We start from the raw sequence: 18,447 nt of genomic DNA, 5'->3' as shown, positions 1-18,447 counted from the left end.
GCCGCGCTGGACTCGGCCGCCCGCGACGGCCTGCCGCGGGTGCTGATGGTCGCGGGGAGATCGCGGTCTCCCCCGGCCCGACCGGCACCGTGCTGACCTACCGGGTGTTCAACGTCGCGACCCGCGCCGCGTGGGCGGTGCCGCTGGCGAACAAGCTGTTCATCGGCTACGCCAAGGGCGTGCGGGAGACCGCGGACCGGCTGGCCGAGACCCTCTCAGCCGAGCTCCGCCCGAGCGGCTGAGGGAGGGCGCAGCGGGAGGAGCAGGGCCGGGACCACGGTCAGGGCGGTGAAGGCCAGCACCCACCAGAACGTCCCGGCGTACGCGGCCGCCGGTGCCCCCGGGTGCCGGGCGAGCAGGTGCTGCAGGATCGCGGCCAGCACCGCGGCCCCCACCGACGCGCCGACGGTCTGCACCATGGTGATGGCGCTGGTCGCGGCGGGGATGGCGGACGGCTCCAGGCCCTGGTACGCGGCGGCCGACACCGGCACGGCCACCGCCGCGATACCGGCGCCCCAGACGAGGAGCGCGACGGCCAGCAGCAGCGGGCCCGGGTCGGCGGCGAGCCGCGTGTAGACGAGCGCGCCGGCGGTGCTCACCGCGATGCCGGCCAGCACCACGGGGCGGGCGCCGAGGCGGTCGGTGAGGCGGCCGACCTGCGGCAGGGCCAGCATCGTGCCGAGGCTCTGCGGGGCGAGCAGGAGGCCGGCCTCGAGCGCGGAGTGCCCGGCGACCTGCTGGTGGTAAAGGGGGATCAGCATCAGGGCGCCGAAGATGGACAGGCGGGAGATGAAGTTGAGCGTGGTCGCCGCCGCCAGCGGGCGGTGCCGGAACAGGCGGAGATCGAGCAGCGGCGCCGCGGCGGCCGTGCGCATCGCGGCGCGGCGGGCGTGCAGCGCGAAGGCCACCAAGAGCGCCGCGCCGATCGCCAGGGGCGGCCACCAGGCGACCGGGGATGCCGCGTCGCCGGTCCGCGAGAGGGCGTAGACGACCAGGGCCAGGCCCGGGCAGAGCAGCGCCACGCCCGGCAGGTCCAGGCGCCGCTTGACTCCCTGGACCCCGGCCGCAGCGGGCGGGGCGGCCGGGATGGTGCGGTACGACAGCAGCAGCGCGACCAGGCCCACCGGCACGTTGAGGAAGAAGATCCAGCGCCAGCCGGCGCCGTCGACGATCAGGCCGCCGAGCAGGGGCCCGGCGATGGGCGCGAGCTGGGCCGGCACCGCGGCGACGGCCATCACGCGGCCGCGCCGCGACTCGCCCGCGGCCGTCGCCAGGATCATCAGGCCCAGCGGGACGATCATGCCGCCGCCCACCCCCTGCAGGGCGCGGAAGGCGATCAACGAGCCGGCGTTCCAGGCGGTGCCGCACAGGGCCGAGCCCGCGATGAACACGGCCAGGGCCCACAGCCACATCACCCGGGTGCCGTAGCGCTCGGCCAGCCGGCCGGTCAGCGGGATGACCATGGCGATGGTCAGCAGGTACGCCGTGTTGACCCACTGCACCGTCGCCACCGGCACGTCGAAGGCCCGGCTCAGCCCGGCCAGCGCGACCGCCACCATCGTCATGTCGAGCATCGCGGTGATGGTTCCGGCGACGACGACGGCACTGAGCTTGAGCACTTCACGTTCCTCGATCACAACTACACTGTACGGTGTAGTGCACCGCTTGATCAAGGGACGCCCCGTATAGTGGGGCGATGGCGACCGGGACCGAGCTGCGTCAGGGGTCGCCGGCGAAGCGCGCCGCGATCGTCAGGGCCGCGCTCGAGGTGTTCGTGCGCGAGGGATACGCGCGCGCCAGCGTCGATGCCATCGCCGCGACCGCCGGGGTCTCCAAGCGCACGATCTACGACTACTACGGCGACAAGGAGCAGCTGTTCCTCGCCACGGTGCGCGAGACCGTCGAGCAGCAGACGGCCGCGTTCGAGCGGCTGCTCGACGACACCGTCGGCACCGCGGAGGACCTCGAGGGGGCGCTCGTCGCGTTCGGGCGCGCGTTCGCGACCGAGGTCGCCCGTTCGCCGCAGCGTTCGGCCCTGCTCCGGCTCATGATCGCCGAGGCCGCGCACTTCCCGCAGCTGCTGGAGCGCGGCGGCGCCACCGGGGGCACGCAGCGGGCGCTGGCCGACCGGCTCGCCGACCTGGCGGCGCGCGGGCTGCTCGACGTCGCCGACCCGATGGAGGCCGCGGAGTTCCTCGGCGTGCTGGTGACCGGGCGGGTGCACAACCACTCGTGGTACGGGACCGTCATGCTCGACGACGCCGAGATCGAGCGCCTCGCCACCGGCGGCGTCGAGGTGTTCCTGAAGGCTTACCGTCCTCGATAGACCCCGCGCTGTAAGGTGGTCGGTCGTGACCGTCTCCGCCTGGGTCTGGGCCGCGACGCTGGCCGGCGTGGGCGTGATGCTGCTGATCGATCTCGCCATCGTCGGCCGGCGGCCCCATGAGCCGTCGATGCGCGAGTCCGCCGCCTGGGTCAGCGTCTATATCCTGCTCGCCCTGCTCTTCGGGCTGTTCGTGCTGTCGATGTGGGGCCGCGACGCGGGCGGGGCGTTCTACGCGGGCTGGCTGACGGAGTACAGCCTGTCGGCCGACAACCTCATCGTCTTCGTGATCATCCTCGGCCGGTTCCGGGTGCCGCGGGCGCAGCAGCAGCGGGTGCTCATGGTCGGCATCGTGCTCGCGCTCGTGCTGCGCGGCGCGTTCATCGCCGCCGGGGCGGCCGCGATCAGCCGCTTCTCGTGGGTCTTCTACATCTTCAGCCTGTTCCTGGTCTACACCGCGGTGAAGATGGCCACCCAGGGCGAGCCCGACGACGAGGAGTTCCAGGAGAACCCGCTGGTGCGCTGGTCGCGCCGGCTCATCGGGCCGTCCGTCGTGGTGCTCATCGCGATCGGCACGACCGACCTGATCTTCGCGCTCGACTCCATCCCGGCCGTGTTCGGGCTCACCGCCGAGCCCTACCTGGTCTTCACCGCCAACGTGTTCGCGCTGATGGGGCTGCGGCAGCTGTACTTCCTGATCGGCGGCCTCCTCGACCGCCTCGTCTACCTGTCGCTGGGCCTGGCCGTGGTCCTGGGCTTCATCGGCGTGAAGCTGTTCCTCGAGGCGCTCGCGGACAACTCCCTGCCGTTCGTCAACGGCGGCCACCCGGTGCGGTGGGCGCCGCACATCGGCATCCCGCTCTCCCTCGGCGTCATCATCGGCACGCTGACCGTCACCACGGTCGCCTCGCTGATCAAGTCGCGGCGGGACGCGCGGTCGAGCCGGTGACGAGCTCGTCGGCGACCCACCGGGCCACGCCGGTCGGGTAGGGCGCGGGCAGGCCGAGGATGATGTGCCCGAACCCGGCCGCGACGGCCGCCGCGATCGCCTCGCGGGTGGGCTCGGGCCGCTCGTAGGACTCGACGGACAGGTGCATCGAGCGCGTGATCTCGGCCGGGTCGCGGCCGATCTCGGCGCAGTACCCGTCGAGCATCGCGCTGCGCCGCACGCAGTCGTCGAGGTCGCCGCCGGGGATGTTCCAGATGTCGGCGTGCCGGGCGACCTGCCGCAGCGTCGCCTTCGCCCGGCCGCCGACGAGGATCGGCGGATGCGGCCGCTGCACGGGCTTGGGGTTGCCGAACGCGCCCGTGAGCGCGACGTGCCGCCCGGCGAAGTCGAACGGCTCGTCCTCGGTCCACAGGCGCCGGATGACCGTGCAGGCCTCGTCGAGCCGCTCGGTGGCGTCGGCGGCGTCGAGGTACGGCAGCCCGTTGCCGTCGTACTCGCGCCGCGCGAGCGGATGGCCGGGCCGCGACCCGACCCCGATGCCGAAGTCGAGCCGCCCGCCGGCCACGACGTCGACGGTGGCGGCGATCTTCGCGAGCATCGCGGGCGGCCGGAACCGGTTGCTGGTGACGAGCAGCCCGAGGCGCAGCCGGCCGGTCTGGGCGGCGAGCGCCGACAGCAGCGTCCAGCCCTCGAAGATCGGCCCGGCGGGATCGCCCCCGATCGGCATGAGGTGGTCGAACAGCCAGGCGTGCTCGATCTGCTCCACCGCGTCGGCCTCCCGCCAGACGCGCACGATGTCCGCGTACCCGACCTGCATGGGCGCGGTCATGATCCCGAAGCTCACCACGGGCGGCCTCCCTCGACAACATACGGAACCCGGTTCCGTTAACCATACGGAACCGGGTTCCGGTTGCCAAGCCCGGCATTGAGCGTTTCTTGAGCGGGCCTTAGGGGCAGGCGGCGATGATCGTCGGCAACGGGGGAACCGGCGTAACCCATACGCCGGTTCAGGAAGTCAGGTTCTGCACGGCGGCGGCGACTCGCTCGGCGTCGGGCAGTGCGAGGTCCTTATAGATGGCCAGGGCGTGCCGCCAGTGGCGCACGGCCTGGTCGCGGTCGCCCGCGGCCGAGGACAGCGCGGCCAGGCCGTCGTGCGCGACGGCTTGCTCGTGCCGGTCACCGAGGCCGCGGGCAAGGTCCAGGGCCTCGGCGTGGCTCGCCCGGGCCGTGTCGGGGTCGCCGGCGGCCCGGGCCGCGGCGCCCAGGCCGTTGAGCACCTCGATGCTCAGGGGCTGCTCGCCGATGGCGCGGCACACGGCGAGGGCGCGGCGGTGGTGCTCGACGGCCTCGGCGAACCGTCCGAGCTCGCGCATGGCCAGGCCCAGGTTGTTGAGCGCGTCGGCCTCGCCGGCTCGTTCGCCGACCGAACGGTACAGCCGCAACGCCTGCTCGTGGCAGTCGAGGGACTCGTCGGGCCGGCCGAGCCGCTGGTGGCTGATGCCGAGGTTGTTCAGCACGTCGGCCTCGCCGCTCGGGTCGCCCTCGGCGCGCATGAGGTCCAGGGCGGCCAGGTGGGCCGCGACCGACGCGTCGAGCTCCCCGGCCATGCGGTGCCCGACGCCGAAGTAGGTGAGCTGGACCGCCTCGCCGTAGCGGTCGCCCGTCTCGCGGAACAGGTCCAGCGCGGCCTGGTGGTGCTCCCGCGCGGCCAGGTAGTCGCCGAGCCGCCACACCACGACGCCGAGGCGGCTCTGCGCCCAGCCCTCGCCGCGGCGGTCGCCGGCGGCGCGGTACAGCCGCAGCGCCTCCCGATGATGCCGCTCCGCCTCCTCGAACTCCCCGGCCCGGCGGCGCGCCACGCCGACGTTGTCCAGCGCCGCGGCCTCGGCGGCGATGTCGCCCGCGGCCCGGGCCGCGTCCCGGGCCGCCGTGTGCACGATGAGCGCGTCGGCGGCGTGGTCGCGGTCGAGGTACCGCTGCAGCAGCCCGGCCAGAGCGGTCGCCGGCCCGGGGCGCCCCGCGGCGGCCACCGCCACGAGGTTCGCGCGTTCGAGATCGAGCCAGGCGCGGCCGGCGCCGAACAGCTCCGCGGTCGCGGTGCGGGCGCCCTCGACGTAGTGGCCGAACAGGCGGTCCAGGGCCGGGTCGCGCTCGTCGGCGGGCACGAGCTCGGCGGCGAAGGCCTGCAGGAGGTCGTGGAAGGTGTACCGGCCCGGCACCGCCTCCGCGAGCAGGTTCGCCGCGACGAGCTCCCGCAGCGCGGCCGCGGCCGAGTGGTCGGCCAGCGCCGTGGCGGCGCCCGCGCCGATGTCGGCCCCGGGGTTGAGCCCGAGCAGCCGGAACAGCCGGGCGGCGGCCGGGCCGAGCCGGTCGTACGACCACCGGAACACGCTGCGCACGTCCGCGGTCGGCTCGCCGACGGTGAGCGCGTCCAGCCCCTCGGCGCCGAGCGACACCGCGAGATCCGCCAGCGAGGACCGGGCCGCCCGCGCCGCGACGACCGCCAGCGCGAGCGGCAGCCCGGCGCAGCGGCGCACGATCACGTCGGCCGCGGCGCGCTCGCGCTCGACCCGGTCGGCGCCGAGCCGGCGGGCCAGCAGCGCCCGGCCCTCGGCGGCGTCGAGCGGGTCGAGGTGCACGAGGTCGGCCCCGTCGACGGCGACGAGCCCGGCGAGGCCGTGGCGGCTGGTGACGATCGCGAGGCACCCCGGCGAGCTGGGCAGCAGCGGGCGCACGTGCTCGGCGTCGCGGGCGTTGTCGAGCAGGACGAGCATGCTGCGGTCGGCGAGCAGGGTGCGGTAGAGCGCCGACTGCGCGTCGAGGCCGGCGGGCACGCGACCGGCCGGCACGCCCAGCGCGGTCAGGAAGCCGTCGAGCGCGGCCTCGGCCGGCAGCGGAGCGCCGCTGGGGTGGAAGCCGCGGAGGTTGACGTACAGCTGCCCGTCCGGGAACCGGGCGCGGACGCGGTGCGCCCAGTGCACGGCGAGGGTCGTCTTGCCCACGCCCGCGGTGCCGGAGAGCGCGACGACGGCGCCGTCCTCCGCCGCGAGCGCGTCCAGCCGCGCGAGGACGTCGGCCCGTCCGGCGAACCGGCGCGCGTCGGCGGGCAGCTGGGCGGGCTGCTGCGTGGGCAGGAGCAGCCGGCGGTACACCTCCTGCAGCTCTGGTCCCGGGTCCACCCCGAGCTCGTCGGCGAGGCGGTCCCGCACGACCCCGTAGTGGGCCAGCGCCTCCGCGCCCCGCCCCGCGGCGTGCAGGGACCGCAGCAGCGCCGCGGCGAGCGGCTCGACCAGCGGGTACTCGGCCGCGAGCGCGCCCAGGGCGTCCAGGTCGGCGCCGGTGCGCGCCCAGGCGACGGCGGCGTCGACGCGGCGGCGGTGCCAGGCCGCGCGCACCGAGTCGGCCCACTCCCCCGCCACGTCCTCGAGCGGCTGGCCGCGCCACAGCGCGAGCGCCTCGCCGGGCCGGCCGGCGCGGGTCAGCTCGGCGAAGCGGTGCAGGTCCACGGCATCGGGGGCGACCTCGGCGACGTACCCGCCGGCCCGGTGCCCGATCGGCACGGGCAGGCGGCGCAGCTGGGAGACGTACACCTGGATCGCGTGCCGGGCCCGCGCCGGCGGCCGGTCGCCCCAGACCCGCTCGACCAGCGTGTCGGCGGGCACCACCCGGCCGGCGTCGACGAGCAGGGCCGCGAGCAGTGCCCGCTGCCGGGGCTGACCGGGGTCGATCGCCCGCCCCTCGGCCGTGAGCGCGATCGGGCCGAGCAGGCGGATCTCCACGTGGCTACCGTAACGTAGGCCCGTGATAACGCTCTCCCGCGCCGACGCCCGCCGCCTCGCGGTGCGCGCCCAGCTGCTCGGGGCCGAGCGTCCCACCGGACTCTTCGATACCGTGCGCGCCCTGTGGGAGCTGCAGAACGACCCGGCATCGTACGTCGCCCGCAGCGCCGACCTCGTGCTGTGGAGCCGCCTCGGCTCGTCCTACGACCCGCAGCGGCTCCGCGACGCGCTCGAGGAGCAGGCGCTCATCGAGCTGCAGGGCATGATCCTGGCGCCCGAGGACGTCGCGCTGTTCCGCGCGGAGATGGACGCCTGGCCGGTGCACGACTGGCAGGAGGGGCTGAGCGTCTGGGTGGAGGCGAACACCGGCTGCCGGCTCGACATCCTGGCCCGGCTGCGCGCCGACGGCCCGTTGCAGGCGCGCGAGCTGCCGGACACCTGCGTCGTGCGGTGGCGCTCGTCCGGCTGGAACAACAACCGCAACGTGAACCGGATGCTGGACGCGCTCATCCAGCGCGGCGAGGTGGCCGTGGCCGGGCCGCGCCTCTACGACCTCGCGGAACGGGTGTACCCGGACGCGGAGGCGCCGCCGCTGGAGCAGGCGCGGCACGAGCGCGACGTGCGCCGGCTGCGCTCGCTGGGCATCGCCCGCGGCGGATCGGCGGGCGAGCCGGCCGTCGTCGAAGGGGTCAGGGGCGAGTGGCGCGTGGACCCGGCGTTCCTGGATTCCCGGTTCTCCGGCCGTACCGCCCTGCTCTCGCCCCTGGACCGCCTGGTCTACGACCGCAAGCGCATGACCGAGCTGTTCGAGTTCGACTACCAGCTGGAGATGTTCAAGCCGGCCGCGAAGCGCCGCTTCGGCTATTGGGCGCTGCCGATCCTGCACGGCGACCGGCTGGTCGGCAAGCTCGACGCGGCCGCCGACCACCGCGCCGGAGTGCTGCGGGTGGACGCGGTGCACGAGGACGAGCCGTTCCCCAAGCGCCTCGCCGCCGCCGTGCGGGCCGAGATCGCGGACCTCGCGGAGTGGCTGCGGCTCGACCTGGCCTGAGCGAACGGTACAGTCACGGCCATGGCCACGGTGCTCGTGACGTTCGTCGATGCCGGCAGCGGGGCCGCGTTCGCCCGCAGTGAGCTGCCCGCGCAGCAGCTGCCCGAGAGCTTCGCGGCACAGACGACGCTGCAGCTCGGCGCCGATTCGTGGCTCGTCGAGCGGACCGAGCCGGCCACCCGCGCCGAGGCGGTCGCGGCGGGCGGCATGGTCCTCACGCTGCGGCGCGTCCAGGCGATGGCGCCGCAGGACATCCTGTTCTCGCTGCCGACCATCGCCGACGCCCTGCCGGCCCTGAGCGACGCGGCCGCGCCCGGGAACGTCCTGGTGCTGCACGAGGACGACTGGCGCCAAGTCGAGTTCCTCTCCCACCGCCAGCGGCCGGCGATCGACGCCGAGTGGGCCGCGATCCGGCAGATCCTCGCCGACCACCGCCGCGGCGCCGGCTTCGACCGCATCCACGTGCGCGAGATCGGCCCGATCGCCGACCCGCCGCCCTGGGCCCGGGTGCGCGCGCAGCTGGGGCGGCCGGACCACGAGTTCGCCGGCGTCCGCTTCCGCGACTCCCCGGGCCTGGTCGCGGGCTCGTTCGCGCTCGGCTTCGGCGACGCCGTGTGCTACGGCACCGTCGAGCACGACCGTGTCACGGTGCTCGGCCTGACCGCCCTGGCCCCGATCACGCCCCCGGAAGGCCTGGTGCTCGTCGACTGGTGCGCGGCGGCCTCCTAGTCGGCACGCAGGACCGGCGCAAGGTCCTGTTCGCCCTGACCGACCAGGGCCGGGCCGCGGTCACGGCCTCGCGGCAGCACCGCCGGGACTGGCTGAACAGCCGGCTCGCCGAGCTCACCGACGCCGAACGCGACGACATCGCCCGGGTCGCCGCGCTCCTGCTGCGCATCGCCGACTCGTGAACAGGAGCACCATGCACCCCGTCGAAGTCCTTCTCCTTCCCCTCGGCCGGGCGCTGCGCAACCGGCGGCCGGACGAGGCCCGGAGCATCGCCAACGCCCCCGAGCTCGCGACCGGCCACCGCATCGCGCTCACCTCGCCCAGCTTCCGCGACGGCGAGACCATTCCGGCCAAGCACTGCGGGCCGTTCATCGGCCCCGACATCTCGCCCGCCCTCGCCTGGGACGCCCTGCCCGCGGGAACGGCGGAGCTCCTCCTCGTGTTCGAGGACCTCGACACCCCGACCGCCGCCCCCGGCATTCACACCGTCGCCGCCTTCGCACCGGCCGGAGACGGCCTGGCCGAGGGGGCCCTGACACCGGACAGCCCGGCCGTGCGGTTCCTCAGGCACCTCGGCCGCGCCAAGTACGTCGGACCCCGGCCGCTGCCCGGCCACGGCCCGCACCGCTACCGCTTCCACCTCTACGCCCTCGACACCGGCATCGACCTCACGAAGGTCGCCGGCGTCAAGCAGCTGCCGCAGGCGGTCGCGGGACACGTCCTGGCCTCCGGAACGCTCATGGGCACGCGGACGTCCTGACCGCCGGAGCCGGCGGTGTGGATCAGCTCTCACCAGCCGTCGCCGGGCGCCCCGACCAGGCATGATCTGGCGGTGAGCGCCGCATCCGAGGGACTGGTCGAGATCGTGTCCGGGGACCTGCGCGTGGCGGTGGCGGCCGCACCGCCGGCGATGCTGGGGCTGTACCGCCGCCACGCCGAGCTCGTCGAGGACTTCCCCGGCGACGACGCGGACGGGTTCGCCTTCGCCGCGGTCGGGGACGGCACGCACGACTGGCCCGGGCTCGTGGTCACGCAGCGGTACTCCCCCGCCGGGCCCGGCTTCCCGCCCGGCGTGCTGCTGGTGCCGAAGCGGCGGCAGGTCTTCCTCGGCGCCGGGACGCGGCTGCTCGCGTACGAGGCGCGCTCCGGCGCCTGGCGGCGGCAGTGGCAGGACGAGGCCGCGCTCGGCTTCTGGCAGTGGCGGCGGCACGGGCGCGTGGCCCTGATGTCGGCCGAGCTGGAGCTGGCCGCGTGGACGACCGACGGCGAGAAGCTGTGGTCCACGGCCGTGGAGCCGCCGTGGTCGTACGGCGTCGACGCCGGCGAGGTCGTCCTGGACGTGATGGGCGAGATCCGCACGTTCGGCCTCACGACCGGGCCCTGACGTCGCGAAAGCCGGACTGGCAGGATCGGGGCGTGGGCGGGTTCACGGTCGGCGCCGGGTACGCCCGGTACCGCGGCCCGGCCACCGACAGCGCGATGCACGCCCACGCCGCCTTCCAGATCGCGATCGCGGTGCGGGGCGAAGTGGCGCTCGTGGACGCGGCCGGGGTCGAGCACCGGGCGGCCGCCCTGGTCGTCCCGCCGATGGTGCGCCACCGGATGCTCGCCGCGCCGCGGCTGCACACCTGGTTCATCGAGCCGCAGAGCACCTTCGCCGCCGATTTGCGGCGGCGGTACGGCCCCGGCATCGCGCCCGCCGAGGACCTCCCCGCGCTGCGCCGGCCCGACCTCGGCCCCTCGGCCGTGCTCGATCCGCGCCTGCTCGCCGCGCTGGAGTTCCTGCGGCACGGCACCCGGACGATGCCGGAGGTGGCCGCGGCGGTCGGGCTGTCCCCGCAGCGCCTGCGCGCCCTGGCCCGCGACCAGCTCGGCCTGCCGCTGCCGCGCTGGCGGGTCTGGGCCGGGCTCGCCCGCGCCGCCGAGGCGCTGCGCGCGGGTCAGGCGCTCGCCGAGGCCGCCGCGACCGCCGGCTTCACCGACCAGGCCCACCTCACCCGCCGCATGCGCGAGATGATCGGCCTCACGCCCGCGGCGGTGCTCCCGGCCCTGCGCTCTCAGCCCCACCGGCCCGTCACACCGCCGGCGGAGCTACCGGCCCGGCGCGATCCTCCCCGCCGGCCCCGCTCGCCCGCGGCGGTGCTGCCGGCCTTGCCCGATCAGCCCGTTCGGCGGCCCACGTAGACGGAGATCGAGCCGGTCGCGGTGGGCACCACCTCGGCCTCGCGGACGTCCGCGAACCCGGCCCCGGTCATCAGCCCGGGCAGGACCCCGTCGGCGTTGGGCTGGGTGTCGGCCCGCCCGTCGGCGAGCTGCACGGTGCGGAACGCGAGCCGCATGAGCCGGGTCCGCTGCCGCCCGTAGTCCGCGATCACCACCCGCCCGCCGGGGCGCAGCGCCGCGGCCATGGACGCGAGGACGGCCCGCTTCACCGGCATCGGGCACTGGTGCAGCACGAGGCTCGACACGACGGTGTCGGCCGAGCCCTCGCCGATCGACTCGCCCCGCCCGAGCCGCCACTCGATGTCCACGCGCGCGTCGTCGGCCTTGCGCCGCGCCACCGCGAGCACGCCGGGATCGGGGTCGACGCCGATGATGCGGGCCCGCGGCTCGACCCGCGCCAGGAGCAGCGCGAGCGTGCCGGTGCCGCAGCCGACGTCGACGATCACGTCGCCGGCCCGGGGTGCGGCATGGGCCGCGGCGAGGGCGCGCCACAGGCGTTCGCGGGTCAGGGCGACGACGCGGTCGTAGTACCGGATCGGGCCGAGCCGCCCGAGCGCGGGCGTGAAGGTGTCGGTCATGCCCCGCAGTCTCACGCGGCGGACGGCGCCCGGTCTTGTACCGATCGCTCGCCTGGCTTTCAGATTACAAAATTTGAAATCTGTAACCCGCGCGGGTAGCGTCGGCCCCATGCAGATGCGACGACTCGGTGCCCAGGGCCCCCTCGTGCCGGCGATCGGCCTCGGCTGCGGCCCGATGTCCCAGGGCAAGCCGGACGACGACGCGAGCGTGGCCACCATCCGCGCGGCGATCGACGCGGGGATCGCGCTCATCGACACCGCCGACTTCTACGGCAACGGCCACAACGAGGACCTGCTGCGCCGGGCCCTGCGCGCGGGCGACCGCGAGCGGGTGGTGCTCAGCGACAAGTTCGGCGGCCTGCGCGACCCGGCCGGCCGGTTCATCGGCCTGGACGCGCGCCCGGTGCACGTCAAGAGCGCGCTCGGCTACTCGCTGCAGCGCCTCGGGACCGACCACATCGACATCTACCGCCCGGCCCGGCTCGACCCCGCGGTGCCGATCGAGGACACGGTGGGCGCGATCGCCGAGATGATCGAGGCCGGCTGGGTCCGTCACATCGGCCTGTCCGAGGTCGGCGCCGAGACCATCCGCCGCGCCCACGCAGTGCACCCGATCGCCGACGTCCAGATCGAGTACTCCCTCTTCGCCCGCGGCCCCGAGCGCGCCATCCTCGACACGTGCCGCGAGCTCGGCATCGGCGTCACCGCCTACGGCGTGCTCGCCCACGGGCTGCTGACCGGCTCGTACTCCGGCGACTCGGGCGAGACCGGCCACCTGCCGTGGTTCAGCGCCGAGAACCTGCCCGCGAACCTGGCCCTGGTGGAGCGGCTGCGCCCGATCGCCGGTGACCTCGGCGTGTCGATCGCGCAGCTGGCCGTCGCGTGGGTGCTGTCCCGCGGCGACTCCATCGTGGCCCTCGTCGGCGCCAGCCGCCCGTCCCGCGTCGACTCCGCCGTGGCCGCGGCCGCCCTGGAGCTCGGCGGTGCGCAGCTCGACGCCATCGAGGCCGCGGTGCCGCCCGGGTCCGTCTCCGGCACCCGCTACGCCGCGCCGCTCATGGCGATGCTGGACAGCGAGCGCTAAGGTCCTCGCGTGCTGGACGCCGAGACGATCATGCGGGCCACCGAGGACGTCCTGCGCCGCCACGGCCCGTCGAAGGCGACCGTCGTCGACGTGGCCCGGGCGCTCGGCGTCAGCCACGCCGCGGTGTACCGCCACTTCCCGTCGAAGGCGGCCCTGCGCGAGGCGGTGACCCGGCGCTTCGTCGGACGGTCGCTGCCCGCCCTGGCCGCGATCGCCGGCGACGAAGCCCTCGCCCCGCCGGAGCGCCTGCGGGCGTGGCTGTCGGAGATGTTCGCCTCCAAGCGCGCCCTGGCGAGCTCGGACCCGGAGCTGTTCGCGACCTACCGCGTGCTGGCCGAGGAGCACAACGCGGTCGCGTCCGAACACGTCGCGGCGCTGCTCGAACAGCTCGAGTCGATGGTCGCGGCGGGCTTCGCGTCGGGCGACTTCACCGGCACCGACGCGGCGGCCGCGGCCCGGACGGTCTTCTGGGCCTCCGCCGCCTTCCACCACCCGGCCCTGGCCGCCGAGTGGAGCCGCCGCGAGGACGCCTTCGCCGACGTCTGCACCCTCATCGTCAACGGCCTGCGCTGACCATCACCGGCCGTGAGCGGCTTCAGACCGCGTTGTACTCCTCGTCGGTGACGACGAGACGTTGCCCGCCCGGGCTTCAGCGGGCGGTGTAGCCGCCGTCGACGGGCAGGGCGACGCCGACGACGAAGCCGGCGCCGGGGCTGCACAGCCACAGCACGGCGGCGGCGATCTCCTCGGCCTCGCCGAGACGGTTGATGGGCTGGTCGGCCACGGCCTCGGCGAGGTCGAGCTCACCCTTGTCGATCATGTCGGTGACCATCGGCGTGGCGATCGTCCCGGGGCAGACCGCGTTGATCCGGATGCCGCGCGGCGCGTACTCGAGTGCGGCGCTGCTGGTCAGGCCGAGCACACCGTGCTTGGACGCGTGATAGGCCGCGCGGCCCGGCAGGCCGACGAGACCGCCGAGCGAGGAGCAGTTGACGACGGCCCCGCTGCCCTGGTCGCGCATCTGGGCGAGCTCGTGCTTCATGCAGGCCCACACGCCGCGCAGGTTGATGGCATTGACCCGGTCGAAGACCTCGGCGGGCTCGTCGGCGGCGTCGCTGGGCGGCACCTGGACACCGGCATTGTTGAACGCCATGTCGAGCCGGCCGAACTGATCGACCGTCGCCCGGATCGCCGCCGCCGCGCTCGCCTCGTCGGCAACGTCGCACGGCACTCCCAGCACCTGGTGGCCGGCGTCGCGGAGCGTCCCGGTAGCGGCCCGCAGCGCGGCTTCGTCGATGTCGGCGAGCGCGACCGCGGCGCCGGCCTCGGCGAACGCCCGGGCGGTCGCCTGACCCATGCCGGAGGCGGCACCGGTGACGAAAGCGACCTGGCCGGTGAAATCGTACGTGGGGTTCATCGTCAAGCAGACCTCTCGGTTCGCGGCGCGGCCCTGTCCCGACGCCCGCTGCCGCGGAATGCCGTCGAACCACGGACAATCGCGCCGAAGATCCGCGACTACCTCGACTCCGGCCGGGCAAACTCACCCCGCAGCGGGCCGGCCCGCCCGACGCCGGCCGCCGCCGCGTGCCCGGGGGCTGCGCCGCGCCCGGCGGTAGGGAGCGGCGAGCGCGGTGACGGCACATCATCGGATCGAGTGCCCGGATCGGTTCACGCTCCGGCCGGGAAAATCGGGGGCCATCGTGAGGCGGCACGTCGCGCTGCTCCTGCTCGCGTTCAACAGCGGCGCGATCGACGCGATCGGCTTCGTGGCCCTGGGCGGGGCGTTCACCAGCGTCATGACCGGCAACATGATCCTGCTCGGCATCGCCGCGACCCAGGCCGACGCCGCCCTGGCCGCCCGGTCCGGCCTGGCCATCGTCCTGTTCATGGCCGGCGCGTACCTCGGCGCGAGGATCGCCGGGCCGCCCCGCGACGGCGACCCGCCCTGGCCGCGGCCGGCGACCTGGGCCCTGCTGACGGAGCTTGCGATCCTGGCCGCCGTGGCGGCCGGCTGGTGGGCCGGCGGCGGGCACCCGCACGGCAACGTGCAGCTGCTGCTCCTGGGCGCGGACGCGATCGCCCTGGGCATCCAGAGCAGCGCCATCCTCCGCTTCGGCGTGCCGGGCCTGTCGACCACGTACATGACGGGAACGCTGACCGGCGTGGTCGCCGCGCTCGCGCAGGGCCGCCACCCCCGCCAGGTCGCCGAGAGCGCCCGCATCCTGGTGGCCCTCATCGCCGGCGCCGGCGCCGCGACGCTGCTGGCCGGGCACGCCCCGATGCTGGTGCCGCTGCTGCAGCTGGTGCCGGTGGGCCTGGCGGTTGCGATTCAGGTGCGGATTGCGTGGCCGTCGCGGTCGGGGGCTCAGCCGCGCCCGTGACGCGACGATGAGCCGGACATGATGGGATGGGCGCGCCGGCTCGCGCGGCTGCTGCCGAGCGGCCGCCCGCTGCCCGAGCGCGACTGGAACGTGCGCCACACGGCCATCCTGTGGATCCTCGGCGTGCACATCGCCGGGCTCTTCGGCTTCGCCCTGCTGCGGCACCGCCCGGTCACCGATGCCGCGCTCGCCGTCATCCCGCTCGCCATCGCGCTGGCCGCTGCCGCTCAGCGGGTGTTCTCCCGCGGCGCGCGCGCCGCCGCGGCCACGCTGGGGGTGATGGGCAGCTCGGCGGTGCTCGTCCAGCTCGGCGACGGCATGATCGAGATGCACTTCCACTTCTTCGTCATGCTCGTGGTCATCACGTTCTACCAGGAGTGGCGGGCGTTCCTGATCGCGGCCGGGTTCGTGCTCGCCGAGCACGCGGTGGTGGGCGTGCTCGCGCCGCAGCTGGTGTACAGCCACGCCGACGCCTGGCACCACCCGGTGCGCTGGGCGATCATCCACGCCGTGTTCATCGCCGGCGCGGGGGCCGCGGCCGTGGTGAACTGGAGCTTCGCCGACCGGGCCCAGGACGCCCAGCGGCGCATCGCGGCCCGGCTGGCCTACGAGGCCGGGCACGACCCGCTGACCGGGGCGCTGAACCGGCGCGAGTTCGACCGGCAGCTGGCGACCGCCGGTGCCGGTACCCATGCGCTGATCTTCCTCGACCTCGACCGCTTCAAGATCGTCAACGACAGCTGCGGCCACGCCGCCGGCGACACGCTGCTGTGCCAGGTCACCGACCTGATGCGGGCCGAGCTGCACCCGAACGACGAGCTCGCACGGGTCGGCGGCGACGAGTTCGTGATGCTGCTGCGCAACTGCGCCGTCGGGCACGCCGCGGCGCTGGCCGAGCGCATCCGCAAGGCGGTCGCCGGGTACCGCTTCCCGTACGAGGGCCGCGTCTTCTCCGTCGGTGTCAGTGCCGGCGTCGCGGCGCTGCTCGAGGGCGACGACCCGCAGGACGCCGTGCGCTCGGCCGACGCCGCCTGCTACGCGGCCAAGCACCGCGGCCGCAACCGGGTCCAGGTCGTGGCCTCCGGCGACGGTGACCTCGACCGCCGGCGCGGCCAGGCGCACTGGGCCGAGCGGCTCATGAACGCGATCACCCACGACACGCTGGTCCTGCACTACCAGCCGATCGTCCCCGTCGGCGGCCGTGCCGGCGGCTCCGGCCCGGAGGCGGGAAGCTTCGGCGAGCTGCTGGTGCGCATGCGCGGCGACGACGGCGGGCTGATCGGGCCGGGCGTGTTCCTGCCCGCGGCCGAGCGCTACAACCTCATGACCGCGATCGACCGCTGGGTCATCGGGGCCACCCTCAAGCGCCTGGCGCGGCGGTACCGCAACGGCGCCCCGGCCGACGAGATGTTCTCGATCAACCTCTCCGGCGGCTCCCTGGGCGACCCGACGCTGCTGGCGTACATCCGCGAGCAGCTCGAGCACCACCGCGTCCCGCCCCGCACGATCTGCTTCGAGGTCACCGAGACCGTCGCGGTCGGCGACGTCGGCCAGGCCGTCGCGTTCATCGCCGAACTGCGGGCGCTCGGCTGCCGCTTCGCCCTCGACGACTTCGGCAGCGGCCTGTCGGGCTTCACGTACCTCAAGCAGTTCCCGGCCGACTTCGTGAAGATCGACGGCAACTTCGTGCGGGGCATCGTCGAGGACCGGGTGGACCGGGCGATGGTCGAGGCCGTGCACCGGATCAGCCACGAGATGGGCCTGCGCACGATCGCCGAGTTCGTCGAGGACACGACGGTGCTCGACGCCCTGCGCGCCATCGGGGTCGACTACGCGCAGGGCTTCGGCACCGGCATCCCCGTCCCGTTCGACGACTGGCTCTCAGTCGCCGGAAAGCCCCGGCTGGCGGCCGCTTAGCTGTCGAAGCCGAAGCCGATCCGGTCCATCGCGCGCAGCCACAGGTTACGCCGCCCGCCGTTGGCGTCGGCGTTGATCATCGCCTGCCGGGTCAGCTGCACCCCGGCCCAGCGCACCGGCTCGGGCGGGAACGGCAGCGGCCGCTCGCGCACCATCCGGGTGCGGGTGCGCGCGGTCGAGTCCCCGGCCAGCAGGTCGAGCATCACCTCGGCCCCGAAGCGGGTGGCGCCGACCCCGAGCCCGGTGAACCCGGCCGCGTACGCGACCCGCCCCCGGTGCGCGGTGCCGAAGAACGCCGAGAACCGCGTGCACGTGTCGATCGCGCCGCCCCAGGCGTGCGTGAACTTCAGCCCGTCCAGCTGCGGGAACGCCTCGAAGAACTGCGCGGCGAGCTTGTTGTAGGTGGCCGGGCGGTGCTCGTAGGAGGCCCGGACCTTGCCGCCGAAGTGGTACACGGCGTCGTACCCGCCCCAGAGGATCCGGTGGTCGCGGGTCTGGCGGAAGTAGTGGAACTGGTGGCCGGCGCCGGACATGCCCTGCCGGCGGTGCCAGCCGATCGCGTCGCGCTGCTCGGCCGTGAGCGGCTCGGTGACCAGCGCGTAGTCGTAGACCGGCACCACGTAGGGGCGCGTGCGGCGCAGCAGCGACGGGAACACGTTCGTGCCGAGCGCCACCTTCGCGGCCCGCAGCCGGGCGGGGCCGCCGAGCGCGTCGGTGTGCAGCACGATCCCGGCGCGGTCGCGGGTGAGGCGGGTGACCCGGGTGCCCTCGAACACGCGCACGCCGAGCCGCTCGCACGCCTCGGCCAGGCCCCACGCGAGGCGGGCCGGGTGCAGCAGGGCGGTACCGTCGCGATCCCAGAGGCCCGCGAGGAACGTCGGCGAGTCGATCTCCGCGCGCAGGGCCCCCGCGTCGAGGAAGTCCACGTCGGCACCGAGCGCGCGGGCCGCCTCGGCGTGCCCGCGCAGCTGCGCCACGTGGTGGGGCGCGGTGGCCACGTCGAGCCCGCCGGTCCGTTCGAAGTCACAGCGGATGTCGTACCGCGTGAGCGCCGCCTCGATCGCCGCCAGGTTCTCGGCCCCGAGCCGCTCCAGCTCACCCAGCTCGTCCGGCCAGCGCCGCAGCCCGTTGCCGAGGCCGTGGGTGAGGCTCGCCTGGCAGAACCCGCCGTTGCGGCCGGACGCGGCGTGCCCGATCCGGTCACCCTCGACCAGCACGACGTCGAGGCCCGGGTCGCGCTCCTTCGCGATGAGCGCGGTCCACAGCCCGCTGTAGCCGCCGCCGACCACGGCCAGGTCGCATGAGAGCTCGCCGGTCAGCGGGGCCCGCGCGCTCGGCCGACCGGGGTCGTCGAGCCAGTACGGGGTGAGCTGGACATCGGCGAGCGCGGTATGGACGGGTATGGACATGTGCTCAATCATCACCGTTGTCAG

The 18,447-nt window shown here is 74.8% G+C and carries 19 protein-coding genes; 13 read left to right on the top strand and 6 right to left on the bottom strand.

The window, feature by feature from the left end; translation table 11 throughout:
- Nucleotides 1-89: 89 nt before the first annotated feature.
- Nucleotides 90-242 (top strand): hypothetical protein, encoded by a 153-nt coding sequence (locus ABT369_RS32915; protein ID WP_350617820.1) that lies wholly within the window; start codon nucleotides 90-92, stop codon nucleotides 240-242.
- Here ABT369_RS32915 and ABT369_RS32910 read toward each other — a convergent pair.
- On the bottom strand, nucleotides 216-1,637 hold the full coding sequence (locus tag ABT369_RS32910) for a DHA2 family efflux MFS transporter permease subunit (RefSeq protein WP_350617819.1): 1,422 nt from the start codon (nucleotides 1,635-1,637) through the stop codon (nucleotides 216-218). The genes ABT369_RS32915 and ABT369_RS32910 overlap by 27 nt on opposite strands.
- A gap of 59 nt (nucleotides 1,638-1,696) precedes the next feature.
- On the opposite strand from ABT369_RS32910, the gene ABT369_RS32905 reads away from it, so the two are divergent.
- Nucleotides 1,697-2,326: a TetR/AcrR family transcriptional regulator gene (locus ABT369_RS32905; RefSeq protein WP_350617818.1), complete on the top strand. Its 630-nt coding sequence runs from the start codon at nucleotides 1,697-1,699 to the stop codon at nucleotides 2,324-2,326.
- Nucleotides 2,327-2,351: 25 nt separating this feature from the next.
- A complete protein-coding gene (locus ABT369_RS32900; RefSeq protein ID WP_350617817.1) occupies nucleotides 2,352-3,272 on the top strand; it encodes a TerC family protein in 921 nt (306 codons plus the stop codon).
- On the opposite strand, the gene ABT369_RS32895 is transcribed toward ABT369_RS32900, so the two are convergent.
- Nucleotides 3,238-4,119, bottom strand: a complete 882-nt coding sequence (locus ABT369_RS32895) for an LLM class flavin-dependent oxidoreductase (protein WP_350617816.1) — start codon at nucleotides 4,117-4,119, stop codon at nucleotides 3,238-3,240. The genes ABT369_RS32900 and ABT369_RS32895 overlap by 35 nt on opposite strands.
- Nucleotides 4,120-4,279: 160 nt before the next feature.
- Nucleotides 4,280-7,051 (bottom strand): AfsR/SARP family transcriptional regulator, encoded by a 2,772-nt coding sequence (locus ABT369_RS32890; RefSeq protein ID WP_350617815.1) that lies wholly within the window; start codon nucleotides 7,049-7,051, stop codon nucleotides 4,280-4,282.
- Between the two features lie 22 nt (nucleotides 7,052-7,073).
- Here ABT369_RS32890 and ABT369_RS32885 point away from each other — a divergent pair, with 22 nt between their 5' ends.
- The 6 genes from ABT369_RS32885 to ABT369_RS32860 all read left to right on the top strand — a co-directional run bounded on the left by ABT369_RS32885 (nucleotide 7,074) and on the right by ABT369_RS32860 (nucleotide 11,015).
- Nucleotides 7,074-8,102 carry a DNA glycosylase AlkZ-like family protein gene (locus tag ABT369_RS32885; protein WP_350617814.1) on the top strand — a complete coding sequence of 343 codons (1,029 nt, stop codon included), beginning with the start codon at nucleotides 7,074-7,076 and terminating at the stop codon, nucleotides 8,100-8,102.
- Nucleotides 8,103-8,123: 21 nt separating this feature from the next.
- The gene (locus tag ABT369_RS32880) at nucleotides 8,124-8,831 is read left to right on the top strand and encodes a hypothetical protein (protein ID WP_350617813.1); all 708 of its coding nucleotides are present in this window, start codon (nucleotides 8,124-8,126) and stop codon (nucleotides 8,829-8,831) included.
- Nucleotides 8,813-9,013: a winged helix DNA-binding protein gene (locus ABT369_RS32875; RefSeq protein WP_350617812.1), complete on the top strand. Its 201-nt coding sequence runs from the start codon at nucleotides 8,813-8,815 to the stop codon at nucleotides 9,011-9,013. Before ABT369_RS32880 ends, ABT369_RS32875 begins: the two co-directional genes overlap by 19 nt.
- 11 nt (nucleotides 9,014-9,024) lie before the next feature.
- On the top strand, nucleotides 9,025-9,591 hold the full coding sequence (locus ABT369_RS32870) for a YbhB/YbcL family Raf kinase inhibitor-like protein (protein WP_350617811.1): 567 nt from the start codon (nucleotides 9,025-9,027) through the stop codon (nucleotides 9,589-9,591).
- Between the two features lie 72 nt (nucleotides 9,592-9,663).
- Nucleotides 9,664-10,215 carry a hypothetical protein gene (locus tag ABT369_RS32865; RefSeq protein ID WP_350617810.1) on the top strand — a complete coding sequence of 184 codons (552 nt, stop codon included), beginning with the start codon at nucleotides 9,664-9,666 and terminating at the stop codon, nucleotides 10,213-10,215.
- Between the two features lie 32 nt (nucleotides 10,216-10,247).
- Nucleotides 10,248-11,015, top strand: a complete 768-nt coding sequence (locus tag ABT369_RS32860) for a helix-turn-helix domain-containing protein (RefSeq protein ID WP_350617809.1) — start codon at nucleotides 10,248-10,250, stop codon at nucleotides 11,013-11,015.
- On the opposite strand, the gene ABT369_RS32855 is transcribed toward ABT369_RS32860, so the two are convergent.
- Nucleotides 10,991-11,632 carry a class I SAM-dependent methyltransferase gene (locus tag ABT369_RS32855; protein ID WP_350617808.1) on the bottom strand — a complete coding sequence of 214 codons (642 nt, stop codon included), beginning with the start codon at nucleotides 11,630-11,632 and terminating at the stop codon, nucleotides 10,991-10,993. The genes ABT369_RS32860 and ABT369_RS32855 overlap by 25 nt on opposite strands.
- A 109-nt stretch (nucleotides 11,633-11,741) precedes the next feature.
- On the opposite strand from ABT369_RS32855, the gene ABT369_RS32850 reads away from it, so the two are divergent.
- Both ABT369_RS32850 and ABT369_RS32845 read left to right on the top strand, forming a co-directional pair.
- The gene (locus ABT369_RS32850) at nucleotides 11,742-12,716 is read left to right on the top strand and encodes an aldo/keto reductase (protein WP_350617807.1); all 975 of its coding nucleotides are present in this window, start codon (nucleotides 11,742-11,744) and stop codon (nucleotides 12,714-12,716) included.
- A gap of 9 nt (nucleotides 12,717-12,725) precedes the next feature.
- Nucleotides 12,726-13,289 (top strand): TetR/AcrR family transcriptional regulator, encoded by a 564-nt coding sequence (locus ABT369_RS32845; protein WP_350617806.1) that lies wholly within the window; start codon nucleotides 12,726-12,728, stop codon nucleotides 13,287-13,289.
- Nucleotides 13,290-13,365: 76 nt separating this feature from the next.
- Here the strand turns inward: ABT369_RS32845 and ABT369_RS32840 are convergent, their stop codons facing one another.
- The gene (locus ABT369_RS32840) at nucleotides 13,366-14,133 is read right to left on the bottom strand and encodes a glucose 1-dehydrogenase (protein ID WP_350617805.1); all 768 of its coding nucleotides are present in this window, start codon (nucleotides 14,131-14,133) and stop codon (nucleotides 13,366-13,368) included.
- Between the two features lie 283 nt (nucleotides 14,134-14,416).
- On the opposite strand from ABT369_RS32840, the gene ABT369_RS32835 reads away from it, so the two are divergent.
- Together ABT369_RS32835 and ABT369_RS32830 are read left to right on the top strand one after the other, a co-directional pair.
- On the top strand, nucleotides 14,417-15,097 hold the full coding sequence (locus ABT369_RS32835; protein ID WP_350617804.1) for a YoaK family protein: 681 nt from the start codon (nucleotides 14,417-14,419) through the stop codon (nucleotides 15,095-15,097).
- Nucleotides 15,098-15,115: 18 nt separating this feature from the next.
- The gene (locus tag ABT369_RS32830; protein WP_350617803.1) at nucleotides 15,116-17,014 is read left to right on the top strand and encodes a putative bifunctional diguanylate cyclase/phosphodiesterase; all 1,899 of its coding nucleotides are present in this window, start codon (nucleotides 15,116-15,118) and stop codon (nucleotides 17,012-17,014) included.
- Here ABT369_RS32830 and ABT369_RS32825 read toward each other — a convergent pair.
- Nucleotides 17,011-18,423: an NAD(P)/FAD-dependent oxidoreductase gene (locus tag ABT369_RS32825; protein ID WP_350617802.1), complete on the bottom strand. Its 1,413-nt coding sequence runs from the start codon at nucleotides 18,421-18,423 to the stop codon at nucleotides 17,011-17,013. The two genes, ABT369_RS32830 and ABT369_RS32825, sit on opposite strands and share 4 nt — an antisense overlap.
- Nucleotides 18,424-18,447 lie beyond the last annotated feature (24 nt).

The sequence above is a fragment of the Dactylosporangium sp. NPDC000244 genome (assembly GCF_040300725.1).
Lineage (GTDB): Bacteria > Actinomycetota > Actinomycetes > Mycobacteriales > Micromonosporaceae > Dactylosporangium.
The sequence above is the reverse complement of the archived record's forward strand: the minus strand, read 5'-3'. Positions and strand labels throughout refer to the sequence as shown.

Bases quoted from the DNA above. Each gene is read 5' to 3' on its own strand.
- ABT369_RS32880 (WP_350617813.1), top strand. From the start codon at position 8,124: ATGGCCACGGTGCTCGTGACGTTCGTCGATGCCGGCAGCGGGGCCGCG.
- ABT369_RS32840 (WP_350617805.1), bottom strand. From the start codon at position 14,133: ATGAACCCCACGTACGATTTCACCGGCCAGGTCGCTTTCGTCACCGGT.
- ABT369_RS32825 (WP_350617802.1), bottom strand. From the start codon at position 18,423: ATGTCCATACCCGTCCATACCGCGCTCGCCGATGTCCAGCTCACCCCG.
- ABT369_RS32830 (WP_350617803.1), top strand. From the start codon at position 15,116: ATGATGGGATGGGCGCGCCGGCTCGCGCGGCTGCTGCCGAGCGGCCGC.
- ABT369_RS32905 (WP_350617818.1), top strand. From the start codon at position 1,697: ATGGCGACCGGGACCGAGCTGCGTCAGGGGTCGCCGGCGAAGCGCGCC.
- ABT369_RS32870 (WP_350617811.1), top strand. From the start codon at position 9,025: ATGCACCCCGTCGAAGTCCTTCTCCTTCCCCTCGGCCGGGCGCTGCGC.
- ABT369_RS32850 (WP_350617807.1), top strand. From the start codon at position 11,742: ATGCAGATGCGACGACTCGGTGCCCAGGGCCCCCTCGTGCCGGCGATC.
- ABT369_RS32855 (WP_350617808.1), bottom strand. From the start codon at position 11,632: ATGACCGACACCTTCACGCCCGCGCTCGGGCGGCTCGGCCCGATCCGG.